Source organism: Egibacteraceae bacterium (assembly GCA_040905805.1).
In the GTDB taxonomy this organism is placed as follows: Bacteria; Actinomycetota; Nitriliruptoria; order Euzebyales; family Egibacteraceae; genus DATLGH01.
In genome coordinates, this window is sequence record JBBDQS010000135.1 from 1 (window position 1) to 19,014 (window position 19,014).

The 19,014-nt window shown below is 73.0% G+C and carries 16 protein-coding genes; 5 read left to right on the top strand and 11 right to left on the bottom strand.

Annotation, left to right across the window (positions count from 1 at the left end):
• Positions 1-96: 96 nt before the first annotated feature.
• The gene (locus WD250_14635; GenBank protein ID MEX2621449.1) at positions 97-2,400 is read right to left on the bottom strand and encodes a DEAD/DEAH box helicase; all 2,304 of its coding nucleotides are present in this window, start codon (positions 2,398-2,400) and stop codon (positions 97-99) included.
• 604 nt (positions 2,401-3,004) lie between these two features.
• On the opposite strand from WD250_14635, the gene WD250_14640 reads away from it, so the two are divergent.
• The 3 genes from WD250_14640 to WD250_14650 are packed head-to-tail and all read left to right on the top strand — an operon-like array spanning position 3,005 to position 4,409.
• Entirely contained in the window at positions 3,005-3,343 is a 339-nt protein-coding gene (locus tag WD250_14640; protein MEX2621450.1) for an STAS domain-containing protein, read from the top strand.
• Positions 3,340-3,783: an ATP-binding protein gene (locus WD250_14645; GenBank protein MEX2621451.1), complete on the top strand. Its 444-nt coding sequence runs from the start codon at positions 3,340-3,342 to the stop codon at positions 3,781-3,783. Before WD250_14640 ends, WD250_14645 begins: the two co-directional genes overlap by 4 nt.
• A 5-nt stretch (positions 3,784-3,788) precedes the next feature.
• Positions 3,789-4,409, top strand: coding sequence for a class I SAM-dependent methyltransferase (locus tag WD250_14650; GenBank protein ID MEX2621452.1), 621 nt, complete (start codon positions 3,789-3,791; stop codon positions 4,407-4,409).
• A 2-nt stretch (positions 4,410-4,411) separates the two neighbouring features.
• On the opposite strand, the gene mnhG is transcribed toward WD250_14650, so the two are convergent.
• The 10 genes from mnhG to WD250_14700 form a co-directional block, all read right to left on the bottom strand.
• Entirely contained in the window at positions 4,412-4,720 is a 309-nt protein-coding gene (mnhG, locus tag WD250_14655) for a monovalent cation/H(+) antiporter subunit G (GenBank protein ID MEX2621453.1), read from the bottom strand.
• Positions 4,721-4,984, bottom strand: coding sequence for a monovalent cation/H+ antiporter complex subunit F (locus WD250_14660; GenBank protein ID MEX2621454.1), 264 nt, complete (start codon positions 4,982-4,984; stop codon positions 4,721-4,723). It lies immediately after the preceding gene.
• Complete coding sequence (locus tag WD250_14665) at positions 4,981-5,556, bottom strand: Na+/H+ antiporter subunit E (GenBank protein MEX2621455.1); 576 nt, start codon at positions 5,554-5,556, stop codon at positions 4,981-4,983. The genes WD250_14660 and WD250_14665 overlap by 4 nt, the downstream gene beginning before the upstream one ends.
• Entirely contained in the window at positions 5,553-7,196 is a 1,644-nt protein-coding gene (locus WD250_14670) for a Na+/H+ antiporter subunit D (GenBank protein MEX2621456.1), read from the bottom strand. Before WD250_14670 ends, WD250_14665 begins: the two co-directional genes overlap by 4 nt.
• The gene (locus tag WD250_14675) at positions 7,193-7,600 is read right to left on the bottom strand and encodes a Na(+)/H(+) antiporter subunit C (protein MEX2621457.1); all 408 of its coding nucleotides are present in this window, start codon (positions 7,598-7,600) and stop codon (positions 7,193-7,195) included. The genes WD250_14670 and WD250_14675 overlap by 4 nt, the downstream gene beginning before the upstream one ends.
• The gene (locus tag WD250_14680; protein ID MEX2621458.1) at positions 7,597-8,163 is read right to left on the bottom strand and encodes an MnhB domain-containing protein; all 567 of its coding nucleotides are present in this window, start codon (positions 8,161-8,163) and stop codon (positions 7,597-7,599) included. Before WD250_14680 ends, WD250_14675 begins: the two co-directional genes overlap by 4 nt.
• Positions 8,160-10,523 carry a hydrogen gas-evolving membrane-bound hydrogenase subunit E gene (gene mbhE, locus WD250_14685; GenBank protein MEX2621459.1) on the bottom strand — a complete coding sequence of 788 codons (2,364 nt, stop codon included), beginning with the start codon at positions 10,521-10,523 and terminating at the stop codon, positions 8,160-8,162. The genes WD250_14680 and mbhE overlap by 4 nt, the downstream gene beginning before the upstream one ends.
• Before the next feature lie 248 nt (positions 10,524-10,771).
• Positions 10,772-12,406 carry a sialidase family protein gene (locus WD250_14690; protein MEX2621460.1) on the bottom strand — a complete coding sequence of 545 codons (1,635 nt, stop codon included), beginning with the start codon at positions 12,404-12,406 and terminating at the stop codon, positions 10,772-10,774.
• Positions 12,407-12,710: 304 nt separating this feature from the next.
• Positions 12,711-13,190 carry a hypothetical protein gene (locus WD250_14695; protein MEX2621461.1) on the bottom strand — a complete coding sequence of 160 codons (480 nt, stop codon included), beginning with the start codon at positions 13,188-13,190 and terminating at the stop codon, positions 12,711-12,713.
• Positions 13,191-13,203: 13 nt separating this feature from the next.
• Complete coding sequence (locus WD250_14700) at positions 13,204-15,315, bottom strand: sodium-translocating pyrophosphatase (GenBank protein ID MEX2621462.1); 2,112 nt, start codon at positions 15,313-15,315, stop codon at positions 13,204-13,206.
• Between the two features lie 198 nt (positions 15,316-15,513).
• Here WD250_14700 and WD250_14705 point away from each other — a divergent pair, with 198 nt between their 5' ends.
• Both WD250_14705 and topA read left to right on the top strand, forming a co-directional pair.
• Positions 15,514-16,500 carry an HD domain-containing protein gene (locus WD250_14705; GenBank protein MEX2621463.1) on the top strand — a complete coding sequence of 329 codons (987 nt, stop codon included), beginning with the start codon at positions 15,514-15,516 and terminating at the stop codon, positions 16,498-16,500.
• 84 nt (positions 16,501-16,584) lie between these two features.
• Entirely contained in the window at positions 16,585-18,963 is a 2,379-nt protein-coding gene (topA, locus tag WD250_14710) for a type I DNA topoisomerase (protein MEX2621464.1), read from the top strand.
• Positions 18,964-19,014 lie beyond the last annotated feature (51 nt).

Genomic DNA, 19,014 nt, shown 5'->3' on the forward strand with positions numbered 1-19,014 from the left:
CGCTGACCAGCACAAACACCAATCAGCGCACGGCTATCCAGGAAACTCGGGCTAGAGGCGCCGCCCTGTCAGCCGGGGGAGCACCTGCGGGACGGTTCAGCCGGCCCGGGCGGCGGCGCGCTCGGACAGGACCGCGGCCAGCAGCGCCAGCGCCCCCGCCTTGTCCAGCGGGTGGTTGCCGTTGCCGCACTTGGGGGACTGCACGCACGAGGGACAGCCGTCCGCACAGCCGCACGCGGCGACCGCGGCCAGCGTGGCGCGCAGGTGGGCGTCGTCGGTGCGGAAGCCGCGCTCGGTGATGCCCGCACCGCCCGGGTAGCCGTCGTAGATGAAGATGGTCGCCTGGCCCGTGTCCGGGTGCCAGGCGGTGGACACCCCGCCGATGTCCCACCGGTCGCACATCGCGAAGAGGGGCAGCAGGCCGATCGCGGCGTGCTCGGCGGCGTGGGCCGCACCGGGTACCGCCGTGGTCGTCAGCCCCGCCTCCGTCAGCACGGCCTCGGGGATGGTGATCCACAACGCCTGGGTGACCAGGTGCACCCGCGGCAGGTCGAGCTCGACCAGGCCCAGTGAGGCGTTGCTGAAGATCGCACGCCGCTCGTAGGCCAGCACCTGGCTGGACACCTCGACCCGCCCCCGGTGCATGACGCAGCGGTGCCAGTCGGCGGTCTCCTCGACGGCGAGGACGGCGATGTCGGTGTCGGTGCGGGGCTGCGTGTACTCCTCACCGGGGTCGGGGCCGGTCACGGCGACGCGGTTGTCCAGATCCAGCCGGCGAACCCGGTAGCTCTGTCCCTGGTGCAGGTAGACCGCGCCCGGGTGCACGGTGCGGTAGGCCCGTGCCTCGTCGACGTCGCCGACGACCGCGCCGGTGTCCCCGTCGACGATCGCGAAGGGCCGGCCGCCGGCGCTGCGGATCGAGACCCCGGCGGCCGGCGAGCCCCGCCCCGACCAGTAGGCCCGCCCCCCGCGCTCCCGCAGGCGCCCCTCGGCGACCTCCTCGGCGATCAGCCCGTCCAGCTCGGCCGGTGCGAAGACGGCGTCGGCGGCGTCCAGCGGGAGCTCCCATGCCGCGCAGCGCAGGTGCGGCAGGAGGACGTAGGGGTTCGTCACGTCGACCACCGCGCTCTCCAACGGACGCGACCACAGCTGGTCGGGGTGGGCGAGCAGGAAGTGGTCGAGCGGGTTGTCGTCGGCGACGAAGACGACCGTGGCCTCCCGCCCCCGGCGCCCGGCGCGGCCGGCCTGCTGCCAGAGCGACGCGGCGGTGCCGGGCCACCCGGCGATCACCACGGCGTCCAGGGCCCCCACGTCGACCCCGAGCTCCAGCGCGTCGGTCGCGGCGACCCCGCGCAGGCTGCCGTCGACCAGGCCGCGCTCGACGGCCCGGCGCTCCTCGGGCAGGTAGCCGGCGCGGTAGGCGAGGATGGACCGCTCCGAGGCCGGCGCCACCAGCCGGCGAGCGGTGGCGGCGACCACCTCGGCGCCCTTGCGGGACTTCACGAACGCCAGGGTCGACGGCCCGGCCTCCACCAGGCCGGCGAGCAGGTCCGCGGCCTCGGCCAGCGTCGACCGACGGGCGCCCGACGCGGCGTCGGTCAGCGGCGGCTCCCAGAGGGCGAACGTCACCCGGGGCCGCGGCGACCCGTCGCGCACGACCTCGGCCACGTCCACGCCGGTGAGGTTGCGGGCGTGCTCCCCGGGGTTGCCGATGGTGGCGCTCGCCAGCACGAACGTCGGGGCGGACGAGTAGTGCGCGCACAGGCGGCGCAGCCGGCGCAGGATGGCGGCCACGTGCGAGCCGAAGACCCCGCGGGCCACGTGGCACTCGTCGACGATCACCAGGGCGAGGCGGTGGAGGAAGTCCCCCCACCGGCGGTGGGCCGGCAGCACGCCCACGTGCAGCATGTCGGGGTTGGTGAGCACCACGTTGGCGGTGCGCCGCACCGCGTCCCGCTCGCTCCTCGGGGTGTCACCGTCGTAGGTGGCCGCTCGCAGCTGCGGCAACCGGAAGGCGCGCAGCGCGCGCAGCTGGTCGTGCGCCAGGGCCTTGGTGGGCGCGAGGTAGAGGGCGGTGGCCTTGCTGTCGCGCAGCAGGCGCTCGGCGAGCGGCAGCTGGTAGCACAGGCTCTTGCCGCTGGCCGTGCCGGTGGCGACCACGACTGAACGGTCGGCGCGCACGTGGCCGAGGGCCTCGGCCTGGTGGCTGTACAGCCGCTCGACGCCGGCGAGGGCCAGACGCCCGGGCAGGGGCTCGGGCAGGTCCCCGGGCAGGGCCACCGTGACCGCGCGGCGCGCGGGCAGGTGCTGCAGCGCCGCGATCCGGGGACGGCCGTCGGCCGACGGCTGGCTCTCGGCGAGGGCGGCGGCCAGGCGCGCCAGCGGTGTGTGGGCATCCACGATGCGCAGACTAGTCTCCTGAGTCGGAGATCCGTTGGCGGTGTCGGACCGGTGTTGTTGGCCGCCGCTGGCGCACCTGGCGGTCGGGATCGGCCCGCACCACCGGCTGCGGGGGTTGTCGCGGCTGTCGGCGTCCTGTGGCGCGCCGGGAGGCGGTGTGCGCCACCGCGGACACGTCGCCGTGCTGACTCACGCCAACGCGGACACTTCCCCGAACACAACGGGCAAACCGTGCAAGCCTTTGTCCCTGTTTATGATCTTCTGCACCTTCTCGGGAGCGGCGAAGTGTCCGTGTTACGGGCACGCACACCGGCGAAGTGTCCGCGTTGCGCCCGTACACGGCGGCGACGTGTCCGTGCGATCCTGACGGGTCCATCCGTCGGCCCCCCGGGGCGGCCCGGGGGCCGTCACGACCAGACACTGCCCGTCCGCCCAGACGCGTGCGCAGGTCTGCGCCCCCATTGCTGCGGCAGCCTGCCGGATTGAGGACTCAGGAGACTAGGATGTGGCGTGGGTTTCGGCCGTTGACCTCCGGGTAGAGTGGCGCAGCGGTCACGGCGCACTCCGCCGTGCCGTCCGAGCCGTGAAACCCGAGGAGTGTTGCGTGGAGCTGTCACTGGACCACCGCAAGGAAGGTGACCGCACCGTCTTGGAAGTGGGCGGTGAGGTCGATGTCTACACGGCGCCGAAGCTGCGGGAGAAGCTCGTCGAGCTCGTGGGGGAGGGCCACCACCAGATCGTGGTCGACATGACCAAGGTGGAGTTCCTCGACTCGACGGGGCTGGGCGTGCTGGTCGGCGGCCTCAAGCGGGTGCGCTCGCATGACGGTACCCTGGTCCTGGTGTGCAACCAGGAGCGGATCCTCAAGATCTTCCGGATCACCGGCTTGACCAAGGTCTTCCCGATCCACGACTCCCTGGACGAGGCACTCGCGGACTCGTGAAGGCCGAGGTCGAGCTGCACCTGCCGCCCGATGTGCAGTACGTCGGGCTGGCCCGTCTGGTGGTCACGGTTGCCGCGCGCAAGGCCGGCATGGCCGACGAGCGCGTCGAGGACCTGAAGATCGCGGTCAGCGAGGCGACCACCAACGCGATCCTCGCGCACCTGCGCAACGACCGACCGCACCCCGTCGTGCTGTCATTCGGTCCGACGCACGAGAACACGTTCGGCGTGACCATCGTGGACGCCGGCCCGGGGTTCGACCCGCCGTCGCCCGACGCGCCCGACACCCGCGCGTGGACCGACGAGGGCGGCCTCGGCGTCACCCTGATCCGGGGGTTGGCCGACGACGTCGAGTTCGTGCGCGGTGACGGCATGCGGGTGAACATGCACTTCGCGGTCGGTCTGTCGGCCAACGGTCACGACGGCGAGGCGTCGCCGTAGCCCGCGTGGACGAGCGCATCGCCGGCACCCTGGCGGCCTACGACCAAGCGGCCGAGGCGTACCAGGAGCAGCGCCGCGATCGGCGTCCGCTGGATGCGGTCCGCAAGTTCGCCGGGCTGGCCGGCCGCGGCGCCCGAGTCCTCGACGTGGCGTGCGGCCCGGCGCTCGACGTGCGCGTGCTGCGCGACGCGGGCCTCACGGTCGTCGCCGGCGACCGCTCCCACGAGTCCATGCGTATCGGCAAGCTGCTGTTCCCCAAAGGGTCGCTGGCACGCTGGGACTTCCGCAACCTGCCGTTCCCCGACGCCACCTTCGAGGGCGTGTGGGCGCATGCGGCCCTGCAACACCTGCCCCGCGTGCACATGCGGGCGGGGCTGGCCGAGCTGCGCCGCGTGCAGCGCACAGGGCCGATGTTCGCGAGCTTCCGTGAGGGCAGCGGGGACCTCGACCCGGTCGAGGACCCGCCGGCGGGGACGGTGTACGCCACGTCGGTGTCCGCCGACGAGCTGCGGGCCCTGCTGCTCGACACCGGCTACGTCGACGTGGAGGTCGACCGCCGCCCCGACCTCGCCGGGGGCCCCGACATCTGGCTGTACGGCTACGGCCGCCTGCCGACGTCACGCTAGGCTCAAGGCCTCTCGCGGTCGGGGTCGGCCGCGCGGTGCTTCCAGACGGCGCGCCCCACCATGTGGCTGCCCGTCGGGGTCGTGACGAGTTGCAGCCCGGCCACGAGCGTGAGCTTCATCGCCGCGTCGAGGCTGCCGAGGGCGAGCGCCGCGGCGACCAGGGCGCAGATGACCCCGAGCATCGAGGGCTTGCTCGCCGCGTGCATGCGGGTGAGCACGTCGGGGAAGCGCCGCAGGCCGACGGCCGCCGCGACGTTCATGCCCACCCCGCTGAGCAGCAGGAAGGCGATCAGCACCTCGAGCGCGGTCATCTACAGGCCCCGCGTCTCGATGAACCGGGCGGCGGTGGTGGTGCCGACGAATCCGAGCAGCGCGGTCACGACGGCCAGCGGCAGCAGGGTCGTGGTGCGGGTCGCCACCGCGGACAGCGCGAAGCCCGTGACGATGATCGTCAGCAGCAGGTCCGTGGCGACGAGGCGGTCGGCGAAGGAACGCGCCTTCACGATGTGCAGGACGCAGAGGGCGGCGGCCACGGTCAGGCCGACGGCGCCCAGGGCGGTGACGGACGCCATCATGGCGAGTCCTCCTGGGGGTGGGTGATCGGGGGCGGGGCCGTCCGCACGCCGCTGGGGAAGGCCGCGGCGGCCAGCGCGTGCAGCGCGAGCACGTCCGCACGGACCGCCTCGGGGTCGTCGGCGTCGAGGGTGTGCACGAGCAGCGTCACCCCGTCGGGCCCGCGGTCGACGTCCAGCGTCAGGGTCCCGGGGGTGAGGGTCATGGCGTTGGCGACCACCGTGGCGACCGCGTCGGTGCCGGTTGGCAGCGCGACCTCGACCACCCGCGGCGACAGCGACAGGCGCGGCGAGCTGACACGCCGCAGCACGCTCAGGTTCGCGGTGACGAGCATCCAGGTGAAGACCACGCCGAGCTTGGCCAGCGCGAACAGGTTCACCCGTCCGGTGGGCCGCGGTGCGAGACCCGGGAACGCGAACTGCACCCCGGCTGCCACCAGCACCCCGGCGGCCAGGGTCCCCGGGCTCAGGTCCGCCCAGAGCGCGCCCCACATGAGCGCGAGCCCGGCGGTGCGCACCACCGCGCCGGCGAGGTCGCCGCGCGGCGGCAGCCGCAGACGCAGGCGTGCGCTCATCGGGCGCGCTCCGAGGCGGTCGTGACCGCATCCACGTAGATGGCCGGGTCCAGGAGCTCGGTCGCGGCCTCGGCGCTGTAGCGGTGGATTGCCTCGGCGTTGGCGGCGATGCCGATCGACAGGGCGACGAGCAGGCTCGTGGCGAGCAGCATCGGCTTGGGCACCGCCGCCCCCCGCGTCGGCGGGGCGACCACGGTTGCGAGACCCCCGGCGGCCACGGGGTGCGCGCCCGGCGTCGCGTCGTCCCCGGGCGGTGGCTCGTCCCCGGGCGGTGGCTCGTCCTCCGGGCTCTGCCCCCAGAAGGCGCCCGCCCAGATCTTGGTCATGGAGTACAGCGTCAGCACGGACACGACCAGGGCCGCGGTCACCACGGCGTAGTGGCCGCCCGCCAACGCGGCCGTGACCAGGGCCACCTTCGCGACGAATCCGGAGAAGGGCGGGATGCCGGCGAGTGCGAGCGCGGCCACACCGAACAGGACGGCGAGCAGGGGCGCGTGGCGGCCCACCCCGCCGAGGTCGTCGAGCCGGCTCGTCCCCCACCGGTGCTCGACCGCCCCGCCGACGCAGAACAGCGCGGTCTTGACGACGATGTGGTGGACGACGTAGAGGATCGCCCCGGCCAGGCCGGCAAGGGAGAACAAGGCGAGTCCCAGGATCATGTAGCCGATCTGGCTGACGATGTGGAAGCTCAGGATGCGCTTGATGTCGGTCTGCGCCACCGCGCCGAGCACGCCGACCACCATGGTGGCCCCCGCCACCGCGAGCAGCAGGGTGCTGGCGCCGCCGTCGGCCGGGGCGAACAGCAGGGTCTGGGTGCGGATGATCGCGTAGACCCCGACCTTGGTCAGCAAGCCGGCGAAGACCGCGGTGATGGGGCTCGGGGCCGTCGGGTAGGCGTCGGGCAGCCAGAAGAACAGCGGGAAGAGCCCCGCCTTGATGCCGAACGTGACGAGGAACAGCACGCCGATGGCGTCGCGCAGCCCCGGCGGCAGGTCGGCCACCTTGACCGCCAGGTCGGCCATGGACACCGAACCGGTCGAGGCGTACAGGAGGGCGACGCCGACCACGAACAGCGTCGAGGCGACCAGGTTGATGACCACGTAGGTCATGCCCGCCCGGATCTGGGGCTTGGTGGCCCCCAGGGTCAGCAGCACGTAGCTGGCGATCAGCATGACCTCGAACGCCACGAACAGGTTGAACAGGTCCCCGGTGACGAAGGCCGCCGACACCCCGGCGCCCAGGACCAGATAGATGGGATGGAAGAACAGGCGCTCGGTGCGTTCCTCCAGGAGGCCGATGGAGTACAGCAGGACGATGGCGACCATCACGGCGCCGACCGCCACCATCACCGCCGACAGGCGGTCCACCACGAACGAGATCCCGTACGGCGCCGGCCAGCCGCCGGCCTGCACGACGACGGTGCCGTGGACGGCCACGTGCCGTAGGAGGGCGATGCCGCTGATCGCGGCGGCGGCGGCCGTCGTGAGCGAGATCGCGCGCTGGACCCGCACGTGGCCGTGGGTGAGCACCGCGACGGCCGCTCCCGCCAACGGCAGGAGCACGGCGGCCATCACGAGGATGCCGGCGGGCTGCGCCGGGACGCGCACGGCGTCGACCGCCACGGCGAGCATGGGGCTCATCGCACGGCCTCGTCGCCGGCGGCGCCACGCCGGACCGGCTGCTCGGCCTCGGGCAGCCGGGCCACGCGCCGGTCCTCCAGGTCGTCCTCGACCTCGTCGGTGCCCGTGGTCGCGAAGCTGCGCCAGGCCAGGGTGAGCAGGAAGGCGCTCACGCCGAAGGCGATCACGATGGCCGTCAGGGCCAGCGCCTGCGGCAGCGGGTCGGCGTAGCGCGACAGGTCGCCGGGGTCCGTGTCGACGATCGGTGGGCGCCCGGCCGGCCCCCCGACGACCAGCAGGAGCAGGTTCGTGCCATGCCCGACGAGCCCGAGCCCGATGACGATGCGCGTCAGCGCCCGCTGCAGCAGCAGGTAGGTCCCGAGCGCGAACAGGATCCCCACGGCGACCACGAGAACACCGGTCATCGTCGATCCTCCCCGCCGTCGCCGCCCGGAAGGTCGGGGGACGTGCCGGGCCGCGCCCGGCCCATGGCGATGTCCTCGGCCTCCGCCACCGGCCCGGCGCCGGGGTCGACCGCCCCCAGGGTGTCGAGGGTCTTGGCCACCAGGCCGATGACGATCAGCAGCACCCCGGTGTCGAACACCAGGGGCGTCACGAGCTTGACCTCGCCGAACAGCGGGAGGTGGACCGTCAGCACGGCGGACTCCAGGACGCTGCCGCCGAGGAGCAGGGGCACCACGGCCGCCGCCTGCACGACGAGCATGCCGACGCCGAGGAAGGTCACCGGCCGCAGGGGCAGGACCTGGCGCAGGCCCCGCGAGCCGCCGCCGGCGTAGGCCAGCACGAGCGCGGCGGAGATCGTGAGCCCGCCGACGAATCCGCCGCCGGGACGGTTGTGCCCGGCGGCCAGCAGCCAGACGGCGAAGACCACCGCCGCCTGGAACACCGCACGTGTGGACACGTCCAGGATCAGCGACGGCTCGGCCCGGCCGGCCGCCCGGTCGAAGGCGCTCTCGGGGGTCGTCATGACCGCTCCGCCCCGACGGGGGCGTCGACCGGGCCGTCGCCGCTGCGCTCCTGCCCGGGCCGGCCGTGGCGGACCGCGCCCACGAGCGCCGCGATGCCGAGCCCGGCGACCGCGAGGACGGTGACCTCCCCGAGGGTGTCGAGGCCCCGGAAGTCCACGAGGATCACGTTCACGACGTTGTGGCCCCCGGCCTCGGGGACGCTGCGCGTCAGGTACTCGCCGGAGACCCCCTCGACCCGCCGTGCCGCCGCCGCGGCCAGGGCGAACACCGCCACGAACGCCCCGACGGCCACCGACAGCCCGACCCGCAGGCCCTGGCCGAGCGTCCAGCGGTGCGGGGCGAAGCGCTCGGGCAGGTGCTTCAGCACGAGCACGAACACCAGCAGCCCGAGGGTCTCGATCAGCAGCTGGGTGAAGGCGAGGTCGGGTGCGCCGTGCAGCGCGAACAGCGCCACCACGGCGTAGCCCACCGCGCCGAGGGCCAGCACCGCCGCGAACCGCCGGCGCGACCGCACCGCCGCGATCCCCGCGGCGACTGCGGCCACGACCGCCACGACCTGCAGCGGGGAGTCCGCAAACCGGGCGGTCGCCAGCTCCGGGGTGCCCGCGGACACGAGCACCGCCGTGGGTGCGGCGACGGCCACGAGCAGGATCACCCCGAGGTACACGGGCAGCGACCCGCACTGGACGACGGCGGCGGTGCGCGCGGCCAGGACCCTCAGGCCCCAGAGCGCGGCGGTGTAGCCCTCCAGGGACCCCGGGGGGGACGGGAGACGGTGCTGGAGCGCCTCGACCCGACGCCGGCCGACCACCAGCGCGACGGCGATGGTGATGGTCAGGGCGGACAGGCCGAGGGCGAGGTTCACGCCGTGCCACAGCGCGAGGGGGTGGGGGTGGGCCCCGGGCACGAGGGCGGCGGTGGCCGCCTGCACCAGCGGGCTGTCGAGCCCGGGCACCAGCCCGAAGGCCACGCTCAGCGCGGTGAGCACCGCCGCCGGCGCCCAGAAGCCGACCGGCGCGCGGTGCGGGCGGGCGGTCTCCCCGACCAGGTCGTGCTGGGCCTTGTCGGCGAAGGCACCCCAGCAGAAGCGGAAGCTGTAGGCCGCGGTGAGCACGCTGCCGGCCACCAGCGCGGCGAGCACGATGATCGCGCCGGGGTCACCCGCGGTGAGCAGCGACTCGTAGGCCGCCTCCTTGGCGACGAAGCCGGCCAGCGGTGGCAGCCCGGCCATCGAGGCGGCCGCGAGGCACCCGATCACCGCCACGGGCCGCAGGGTGCGGTGCAGGCCGTCGAGTCGGCGGATGTCGCGGGTCCCGGCCTCGTGGTCGACGATGCCCGCGACCATGAACAGGGTCGCCTTGAACAGGCCGTGCGCGAGCAGGACGGCGACGCCGGCGAAGACGACCGCCTCGTCCCCGGTCCCGAACAGCACGAACAGGAAGCCGAGCTGGCTGATCGTGCCGTAGGCGAGGATCAGCTTGAGATCGTGCTGGCGCAGGGCGCGGTAGCCGCCGACCAGCATGGTCGCCACGCCCACACCGACGACCACGGGCCGCCACAGCGGGGTGGCCAGCGCGAAGGCCGGGCTGAAGCGGGCGACGAGGTACACGCCCGCCTTGACCATCGCGGCCGAGTGCAGGTACGCCGACACCGGCGTGGGGGCCACCATCGCTCCGGGCAACCACGAGTGGAACGGGACCTGGGCGGACTTGGTGAACGCGCCGACGGCGACGCACAGCGCGCCGACCGTCGCGAGCGTCCCCGTCGGGGGGTCGGCCAGCAGCTCGGCCATGGAGAAGGTCCCGGCGAGCTGGGCGAGCACGATCAGCCCCCCGAGCATCGCCAGCGCCCCGGCGCCGGTGATCAGCAGGGCCTGCAACGCCGCCGCCCGTGCCGGCTCGCTGGTGTGGCGGTAGCCGATCAGCAGGTAGCTGGTGATGCTCGTGAGCTCCCAGAACACGAACAGCGCCAGGAGGTTGTCGGCCACGACCAGGCCCGTCATCGCCCCCGCGAAGGCGACCAGCGTTGCGGCGAACCGCGGGAGGTCCGCGCGGTCGGCGGAGAAGTAGTAGTAGGCGTAGACGAAGACCAGGAGCCCGACCCCCGAGACCAGGCACACCATGAGCGCCCCGAAGGCGTCCAGGCGCAGCCCCATGGACAGCCCGAGGCTCGGCACCCACTGCACGCCTTCCTCGACGACGCGATGGTCGCCAACGACCCCACCCAGGACCGACGCGAGCCAGACGAGCACCGCGCCCGGAGCCAGCGCACACACCAGGAACACCCGGCGCCCGAGGCGTGGGAAGGCGAGCGCGCCGGCTGCGGCGAGGAGGTGCCCGCCGAGCAGGGCCGTCAGCACAAGAAGTCTCTCCGGGGGTCCGGCCGGGCCCCGAGGGTTACCGGCGGTGGGCGCGGGCAGGCAGGCAGGCGCCCACCGACCGCAGGTGACGCATGGTCGGCCGCCAGTATGCCGTCGGGCGCGGCTGCATCGTCACAGAGCCCCGCGCGGGTCAGCCGGGCGGCCTGGCCTGGGCACTTGCCTGCTGGGGGGCGTGCAGCAGCGCGGCGAGGCGGGCGCGGTCGAGCACCGTGCCCGCCTCGGCCCCCTCAGGCTGGCGCTTCCTTGGTTCGGGGGGCCTTGGCGCCGGCGGCGCGCGAGACGACGAACATGAGCCCGCCGGCGACGAGCAGGGCCACGGCGGCGCCCATGGCGCCCCACTGCAGCCCGCTGGTGGCGGCCGTGCCGCCGCCGTCGGTCGCGGTGTCCGCAGCATGCCGCACCCGCGTGAAGTAGACGTCCTCCACGTGGTGGTCGACCCCGCCGGCCCGTGAGTCGGACCAGGCAAACAGGGCGGCGCTGTTCGTCGACGCCACCCCGATGGGCCCACGGATGTCCTTGTTGCTGAAGGTGACGCCGACCGTTGCGTCGATCAGGCGGTCGGTGACGCGCAGCGACTCCGACCAGGACTGGCCGCCGTCGTGGGAGGACCGGTAGTACACGTCCCAGAACCGCTCTTCGGGGGCGTCATGTAGCTCGTCTTCGTCGGCCGCTTGGGCGGGGTCCCAGAACGGGTCGTTGCGGTAGTCGTACCAGGCCACGTCGATGCGCCCGTTCGGTGCGACGCTGATGCCGGGCAGGTACTGGTTGAAGTTCGCGACCTCGTCCTCGTCGGTGAGGCTGATGGGGTCGGTCCAGGTCGACCCGCCGTCGCTCGAGGCCATGAACATGATGTTCGACGGGCTGTCCCGGTCTTCGCCGTGCTCGCTCCACGTGAGGTACAGCGTGTCGTCGCCGGGGTCGACCGCGGCCTCCGGCTGTCGGGTCTCCGGCACGTCCTCGTAGATCACCGTGCTGTCCCAGCTCTGTCCCTGATCGGAGGAGGTGAACATGAAGAAGCGCGGGTCGGGCGCGTCGTCGGTGCGGTCGGGCCGCTCGCTCGCGAACGCGTAGACGGTCCCGTCGCTGGTGACCACGATCTCGGGCATGTCGAAGCCGAACACGTCATCCAGGCCTGCGGCGTCGCCCAGGTCCACCGGCTCGCCCCACGACTGCCCCCCGTCGGTGGACACGGCCAGGTGGGCGCGCGTGGGAGCGCAGTTGTCCGGGCAGCCCAGCGACCAGCCGGGCACCGGCGCCTGGTCCACGCCCCGCACGGTCCAACGCCAGCCGCGGTAGACGACCTCGGGTTCGTTGGGGTCGACCGCGATGCTGTTGTTCTTGTTGTGCTCCACCGCCTCCTCGGTGCTGCCGTCGCGCAGCTCGTAGTCGCGGATGCCGGCGGCAACGAGCGTGGCCACGTCGAAGGTCTGGCCCAGGTTGTTCGAGCGCGCGGCCAACGCGTCGATCGGTCCGTTGGGGTGCGGCAGGTCGGTCTCGGTCGACGACCCGCTCAGGCCCACGTGCATGGTCCCGTCCGAGGCGAACGCGACGTCGAGGGCACGGCCGAAGTTGCGCTGGATGCAGAAGGGGCGGTCCTCCGGCACGAACGCAGCCGACTCGCCCCAGGACAGACCGCCGTCGCGGGACACCCGCAGGCTGCAGCCGCCGTTGCGCGTGTCGCCGGTCGCCACGACGACGTTCGCGGGGTCGGTCGGGTCGATGCCCACCGCCGGGTGGTTGTACAGCCGCGTCGGGTTCTCGTTGGTGGTGAGCTGCCTGGCCGCCTCCACCACCGGGGTTCCGCTCTGCGCCAGCGCCGCCGGAGCGGCCAGCGCGACCAGCACCGCCAACCCGACCCCCATCGTCAACATCGTCCGCGGCCTGTGTCCGTCTCGCATGGCTCCGTCGCTCCCTTCGTTGGCGGTCCGATCGGCCCCTGATACCAACGGGGCTTCGCGCCGACCCCACGAGGTGGGCCAGCGCACGAGCAGAAGCCCCCGGTGTGGCGACGTCGTCTCGCCGGCCTCGGGTCGCTGGGCTGAGAGCCGTCCCGGCTCCCGTCATGGCCGCTCGTGGCGGTGATGGGCTGTGAATCCGGTGCAGCCCCCTTGGCCTGACCACGAGGCTCGCGCACCTTGACTAGTCTGTCCACCCCAAAATTCGTGCTCAGCGCTCGTGCGGTCCGGCGCCGCAGACCCGCCAACCCCGACCCGGCTCATGGACGAGGATGGCGGTCCAGTCGCGCTGGACCGTGCCGTGCTCCACGCGGATGTCCACCGCCGAGGGGCCGCTGGGCGGCTGCGGCGCCCAGCCCTGCACCGACGCGTCGGTGATGGGTCCGTGGGCGTCCTGCTCGGCCTCGACCTGGGCGGCGATCTCCCCGGCGTCGCCGCCGGGTGGCGGGTCGGCGCACCACAGCGGGCCGAACCGGTCGGTGTCGCCCGCGCCGAGCGCCGCCACGAACGCCTCCCGGGCCTGCAGCGCCTGCGGGTCGGTGGCGCCGTCCTGGGCGGCCCCCTCCTCGCGGGGGCGCAGGACCCCGGCCCACAGGACCGCGACCGACGCGGCGAGCACCAGGATCGTGGCCGCGACCCAGCCGGCGCGGGCGTACCCGCGAGTAACCCGGGCTCTGGCAGGGTTACTCACGGGTACGGGGGTCCTAGAACAGCCCGAACTGCACGAACGCCGGCGCGAAGATCAGGGCCACCACGGTCATGACCTTGATCAGGATGTTCATCGCCGGGCCGGAGGTGTCCTTGAACGGGTCGCCGACGGTGTCGCCGACGACGGCGGCGTGGTGGGCTTCCGAGCCCTTGCCGCCGTGGTTGCCCGCCTCGATGTACTTCTTGGCGTTGTCCCAGGCGCCGCCGGCGTTGGCCATGTAGATCGCGATGGCGAACCCGGTCACCAGCACGCCGGCCAGCAGCCCGCCGAGCGCGTCGACGGAGACGAAGCCGACCACCAGCGGCACGACCACCGCGAGAGACCCGGGCACGACCATCTCGCGCAGCGCGGCGCCGGTGGAGATGTCCACGCACTTGGCGTACTCGGGGACCACGCCCTCCTTGCCCTCGCGCAGACCGGGGATGTCGCGGAACTGGCGGCGGACCTCCTCGATCATCTGGTTGGCGGCGCGCCCCACGGCGCTCATCGTCAGCGCGGCGAACAGGAACGGCAGCATCGCGCCGATGAACAGCCCCACGAAGACGTCGACGTCGCCGATGTTGAGGGTGATCTCGCCGCCGGCGGCCCGGATGGACTCCTGGAAGGACACGAACAGCGCGAGGGCGGTCAGCACCGCCGAGCCGATCGCGAAGCCCTTGGCGACCGCTGCGGTGGTGTTGCCGAGCGCGTCGAGCTCGTCGGTGACCTCGCGGACCTTCGGGTCGAGGTGGGCCATCTCCGCGATGCCCCCGGCGTTGTCGGCGATCGGCCCGTAGGCGTCGGTGGCCACCACGACCCCGAGGGTGGCGAGCATGCCGATGCCGGAGATCGCCACGCCGTAGATGCCGCTGTTGGTCAGCTCGGGCAGCGCGATCTCGGCGCCGGCGTAGGCCGCGGCGATGGCGATGACCACGAGGATCACTGACCCCATGACCGAGATCATGCCGGTGGAGATGCCCGCGAGGATGGTGGTCGCCGCGCCGGTCTCGGCGGACTCGGCGATGTTCTTCACCGGCCCGTAGTGGTCGGACGTGTAGTACTCGGAGAGCTTGCCGATGGCCACCCCGGCGAGCAGGCCGGCGACCACGGCCAGCCCGAAGCCCCACCAGCGGGTGGTGAGGTCGCCGAACAGCCAGAACGCCAGGACGAACGCGAGCACCACGGTGGCGGCCGCGGCCACGTTCGTGCCGCGGTGCAGCGCCTTGGCGAGGTCGCGCCCGGTCGCGTCGGGCCCGGTCTTGACGGTGAACGCCCCGACGATCGCCGCCAGCATGCCGAAGGCCGCGATGGCCAGCGGGTAGAGCAGCGCGGCGTTCTGGAAGCCGTCGGGCACCCCGGCGACGCCGTCGGCGAACGCGAACCCGGCCAGGGCGATCGGCGCGATCAGCGAGCCGGCGTAGGACTCGAACAGGTCGGCGCCCATGCCGGCCACGTCGCCGACGTTGTCCCCGACGTTGTCGGCGATGGTCGCGGGGTTACGCGGGTCGTCCTCGGGGATGCCGGCCTCGACCTTGCCGACGAGGTCCGCGCCGACGTCGGCGGCCTTGGTGTAGATGCCCCCGCCGATGCGGGCGAACAGGGCGATCGAGGAGGCGCCCAGGGAGTAGGTGGTGACCACCTGGATGGGGTTGTCGATCGTCAGCACGTCCACGAACAGGATGTAGGCACCGGCCACGCCGAGCAGCGACAGCCCGGCCACGGTGAAGCCCATGACCGCGCCCCCGCGGAACGCCAGCGGCAGGGCCAGCTGCGGGCCGGTCTTGGCGGCCTCGGCGGTGCGGGCGTTGGCCATGGTCGCCACGGTCATGCCGATGAAGCCGGCGAGCGCGCTGAAGACGGCGCCGACGAGGTAGGCCAGGGCGGCCAGCGGCCCGTTGTCCAGCAGCAGCGCGATCAGCACGGCCAGGACGACCACGAAGATCGCCACCGCCTTGTACTCGCGTCGCAGGAACGCGCGGGAGCCCTCCTGGATGGCCGTCATCAGCGCGACCATGCGCTCGCTGCCCGGGCTGGCCTTCTTGACCACCCCGAAGAAGAAGAACGCGAGGCCGAGGCCGGCGAGCGCGGTCACCACGCTGATCAGCGGTATTGCGTCCGTAGCGTCCATGGGGGTGCTGGCTCCGAGTTGTGAAGGGGGCGTCGCGGGCACGCGAAGAAGGCCAGGTCCTGTCGCGACCTGGCGGTTCGCGCGAGTCTAGTCAGGTGGCGCCGGCCAGGACAAACGGGGTCGGGGGGCGGGCGGGCCTGGTGGTGGCGGCGCACCGCCATCGCCGGCGGCGTCCCACCCCCTTGCTACGGTGCGGGCATGCCCGCCTTCCTGCACCGCACCCGCGAGGTCCGCGAGGCCGCCGAGACCGCGCTCGCGCCGGCCGCCACCCGGTCGGCGCAGTCGCGCGGCCGGGCGCGCCCCGAGGAGCCCGACCCGCACCGCACGGCCTTCGAGCGCGACCGGGACCGCATCCTGCACACCAAGGCGTTCCGCCGCCTGAAGCACAAGACCCAGGTCTTCATCGACCCCACCGGCGACCACTACGTCACCCGGCTCACCCACACCCTGCAGGTCACCCAGATCGCCCGGGCGCTGGCGGCGGCCCTGGGGCTGAACGAGGCCCTGGCCGAGGCGATCGCCCTCGGCCACGACGTCGGCCACTCGCCCTTCGGCCACACCGGCGAGGAGGCGCTGTCGCCCTACGTGGAGGGCGGCTGGCACCACGCCGCGCAGAGCGTGCGCATCTTCGAGGTGCTGGAGGACCGCAACCTCACCTGGGAGGTCCGTGACGGCATCCGGGCCCACTCCTGGAAGATCGACCCGCCCCCGGCCACCCCCGAGGCGGGCTGCGTGCGCTTCGCCGACCGCATCGCCTACCTGTCCCACGACGTGCTCGACGCGGTGCGGGCGGGGGTGCTCGACCAGGGCGACCTGCCCGGTGCGGTCCGCGGCCATCTGGGGGAGCCGGGCAGCGGGTGGGTCGACACGATGGTGCGCGCGGTCATCGACCACAGCGTCGCCACGGGCGCCCTCGGCATGCACCCCACCACGGCGGGAATGATGGCCGAGCTGCGGGCGTTCATGTTCGAGACCGTCTACCACGGCCCGCGCACGAAGGCGCAGCGGGCGACCGCCACCCAGGTGGTCCGCGACCTCGTCGAGCACCACCTGGCGCACCCCGAGCAGATCCCCGCCTCCTACCGCGACGGCGCGTCGGACCCGGTCGTGCAGACGGTCGACTACGTGGCCGGCATGACCGATCGGTACGCGACGGCCCTGCACGCCAGGCTGGGAAGCCGCTAGGGTCGACGGCGGTCGGTGGGCAAGCGGGTACGGTGGACCCGCGGCCCGTCCCTACCCCTAAACCCGAAGGGCACGGCAGCAGCCATGGCCAAGAACCTCGTCATCGTCGAGTCGCCGACCAAGGCGAAGACCATAGAGAAGTACCTGGGCAGCGACTACAAGGTGCTGGCCTCCTACGGCCACGTCCGCGACCTGCCCCGCAGCAACTTCGCCGTGGAGGTCGAGAACGGCACCGACGTCCACCTGGTCTACGAGGTGCCCGCCTCGTCCAGCAAGCACGTCAGCGCGATCAAGAAGGCCGCCAAGGCGGCCGAGCGCGTGTACCTCGCCACCGACCTCGACCGCGAGGGCGAGGCGATCGCCTGGCACGTCGCCGAGGTCGCCGGCGTGGACACCGACGAGGCCAACCGGGTGGTCTTCGCCGAGATCACCCCCGACGCCATCGCCGCGTCCTTCGCCAACCCGCGCCGCATCGACGACAACCTCGTCGACGCGCAGCAGGCCCGCCGTGCGGTCGATCGGATCGTCGGCTACCGCCTGTCCCCGACGCTGTGGCGCAACGTCGCCAGCGGCATCTCGGCCGGGCGGGTCCAGTCGGTGGCCCTGCGAATCATCTGCGACCGCGAGGACGAGATCCGCGCGTTCGTGCCCGCCGAGTACTGGTCGATCCACGGCGACTTCGACCGGGCGGGTGACGGCCAGCAGCGCTTCGAGGCGGCGCTGCACGTCGTCGACGGCCGGCGGGTCACCACGCCGAAGACCATGGCCGGGCGCGAGGAGAAGGGCACCGAGGACCGCTACCTGCTGATCTCTGACCAGGAGACCGCGGACGGCCTGCTCGCCCGCGCCCGCCAGGCCCAGTCCTGGACGGTCGCCGACGTCACCCGCAAGGAGACCAAGCGCAGCCCGGCGCCGCCGTTCACCACCTCCACGCTGCAGCAGGAGGCGGCCCGCAAGCTGCGCTTCGGGTCGGCGAAGACGATGCGCGTCGCCCAGCAGCTCTACGAGGGCATCAACGTCGGCGACGAGACCGTCGGGCTCATCACCTACCACCGCACCGACTCCCTGAACGTGTCCGGGACCGCGCTGGGCGAGATCTCCCTGCACGTCGCGACCGCGTACGGCGAGCGCTACGCCCTGGCCGAGCCCCGGCGCTACAAGTCCAAGTCCAAGGGGGCACAGGAGGCGCACGAGGCGATCCGCCCGACCGGGGTGGCCCGCACGCCCGCCAAGCTCGCCGGACGCCTCGACCGCGACCAGCTGGCCCTGTACGAGCTGATCTGGAAGCGCACGGTCGCCACGCAGATGGCGCAGGCGGTCTTCGACTCCCTGCGGGCCGATCTGGTCAGCGCCGACGAGACGCTGCGCTTCCGCGCGACCGGCCAGGTCCTGAAGTTCGACGGCTTCATCAAGCTCTACCAGGAGGGGCGCGACGAGGACGACGACGAGGAGGCCGCCAGCGACCGGCTGCCCGACCTCGTCGACGGGCAGACGCTGGCGCTGGCCGAGGTGCGCGGCGACCAGCACTTCACCGAGCCGCCGCCGCGCTTCAGCGAGGCGAGCCTGGTCAAGACCCTCGAAGCCGAGGGCATCGGCCGGCCGTCGACCTACGCCTCGATCATCGGGGTGCTGGTCAACCGCGAGTACGTGCGGTTGGACTCCCGTCGATTCTTCCCGACACCGCTCGGGGAGGTCGTCGTCGCCTACCTGAAGCAGCACTTCTCCGAGGTGGTCGACACGGGCTTCACCGCGCGGATGGAGTCCGAGCTCGACGACATCGCCCGGGGCGCGGAGCGCTGGGAGCCGATGGTCTCGGGGTTCCTGACCGAGGTCGACGACTGGATCTCCGAGCGCAAGCCGGAGCGCCCGCGCATCCCCATCGAGGGGGCGGAGTGCCCGGAGTGCGGGCAGGCGATGGCGAAGGTGTTCAGCGGCAAGTCGCGCCAGTGGTTCGCGTCGTGCCACCGCTGGCCGGACTGCAAGGGCACCCTGCCGCTGGACAGCTACGGCAACGTCACGACCGTCGAGGAGCTGCAGCCCGACGAGGACGTGCCGTGCCCGGAGTGCGGGAAGGGCACCATCCGCCGCGAGGGCCGCTACGGGCCGTTCTACGGCTGCCAGGACTACCCCAACTGCAAGGGCATCGTGAACGTTGAGCAGCGCATCGGCTTCGGGTGCCCGCGGTGCGGCGAGGGCCACCTGACCGAGCGCAAGTCGCGCTACGGCAAGCCGTTCTTCGGCTGCAACCGCTACCCCGACTGCGACTTCGCCCTGTGGACCACCCCGCTGGCGCAGCCCTGCCCGTCGTGCGGCGGTCCGCTCAAGCCCCCCCGTAAGAACGCCAAGGTCCCGGTGGCGGTCTGCGCCCACTGCGAGGAGCGCGTCGAGGTCGAGTCCGACGCCCCCCGCGTCACCACCGAGGAGTTCGTCCCCGGGCGCCTGTCCGAGACCGTGCCGAGCTAGTCATCATGGAACGGCCGACCCCTTCCGCAATGTTCGTGGGTCATCCACGAT

Excerpts from the sequence above, each read along its gene's own strand:
- mnhG (MEX2621453.1), bottom strand. The coding sequence starts at position 4,720 with ATGACCGCGCTCGAGGTGCTGATCGCCTTCCTGCTGCTCAGCGGGGTG.
- WD250_14660 (MEX2621454.1), bottom strand. The coding sequence starts at position 4,984 with ATGATGGCGTCCGTCACCGCCCTGGGCGCCGTCGGCCTGACCGTGGCC.
- WD250_14665 (MEX2621455.1), bottom strand. The coding sequence starts at position 5,556 with ATGAGCGCACGCCTGCGTCTGCGGCTGCCGCCGCGCGGCGACCTCGCC.
- WD250_14670 (MEX2621456.1), bottom strand. The coding sequence starts at position 7,196 with ATGAGCCCCATGCTCGCCGTGGCGGTCGACGCCGTGCGCGTCCCGGCG.
- WD250_14675 (MEX2621457.1), bottom strand. The coding sequence starts at position 7,600 with ATGACCGGTGTTCTCGTGGTCGCCGTGGGGATCCTGTTCGCGCTCGGG.
- WD250_14680 (MEX2621458.1), bottom strand. The coding sequence starts at position 8,163 with ATGACGACCCCCGAGAGCGCCTTCGACCGGGCGGCCGGCCGGGCCGAG.
- WD250_14690 (MEX2621460.1), bottom strand. The coding sequence starts at position 12,406 with ATGGGGGTCGGGTTGGCGGTGCTGGTCGCGCTGGCCGCTCCGGCGGCG.
- WD250_14700 (MEX2621462.1), bottom strand. The coding sequence starts at position 15,315 with ATGGACGCTACGGACGCAATACCGCTGATCAGCGTGGTGACCGCGCTC.
- WD250_14705 (MEX2621463.1), top strand. The coding sequence starts at position 15,514 with ATGCCCGCCTTCCTGCACCGCACCCGCGAGGTCCGCGAGGCCGCCGAG.
- topA (MEX2621464.1), top strand. The coding sequence starts at position 16,585 with ATGGCCAAGAACCTCGTCATCGTCGAGTCGCCGACCAAGGCGAAGACC.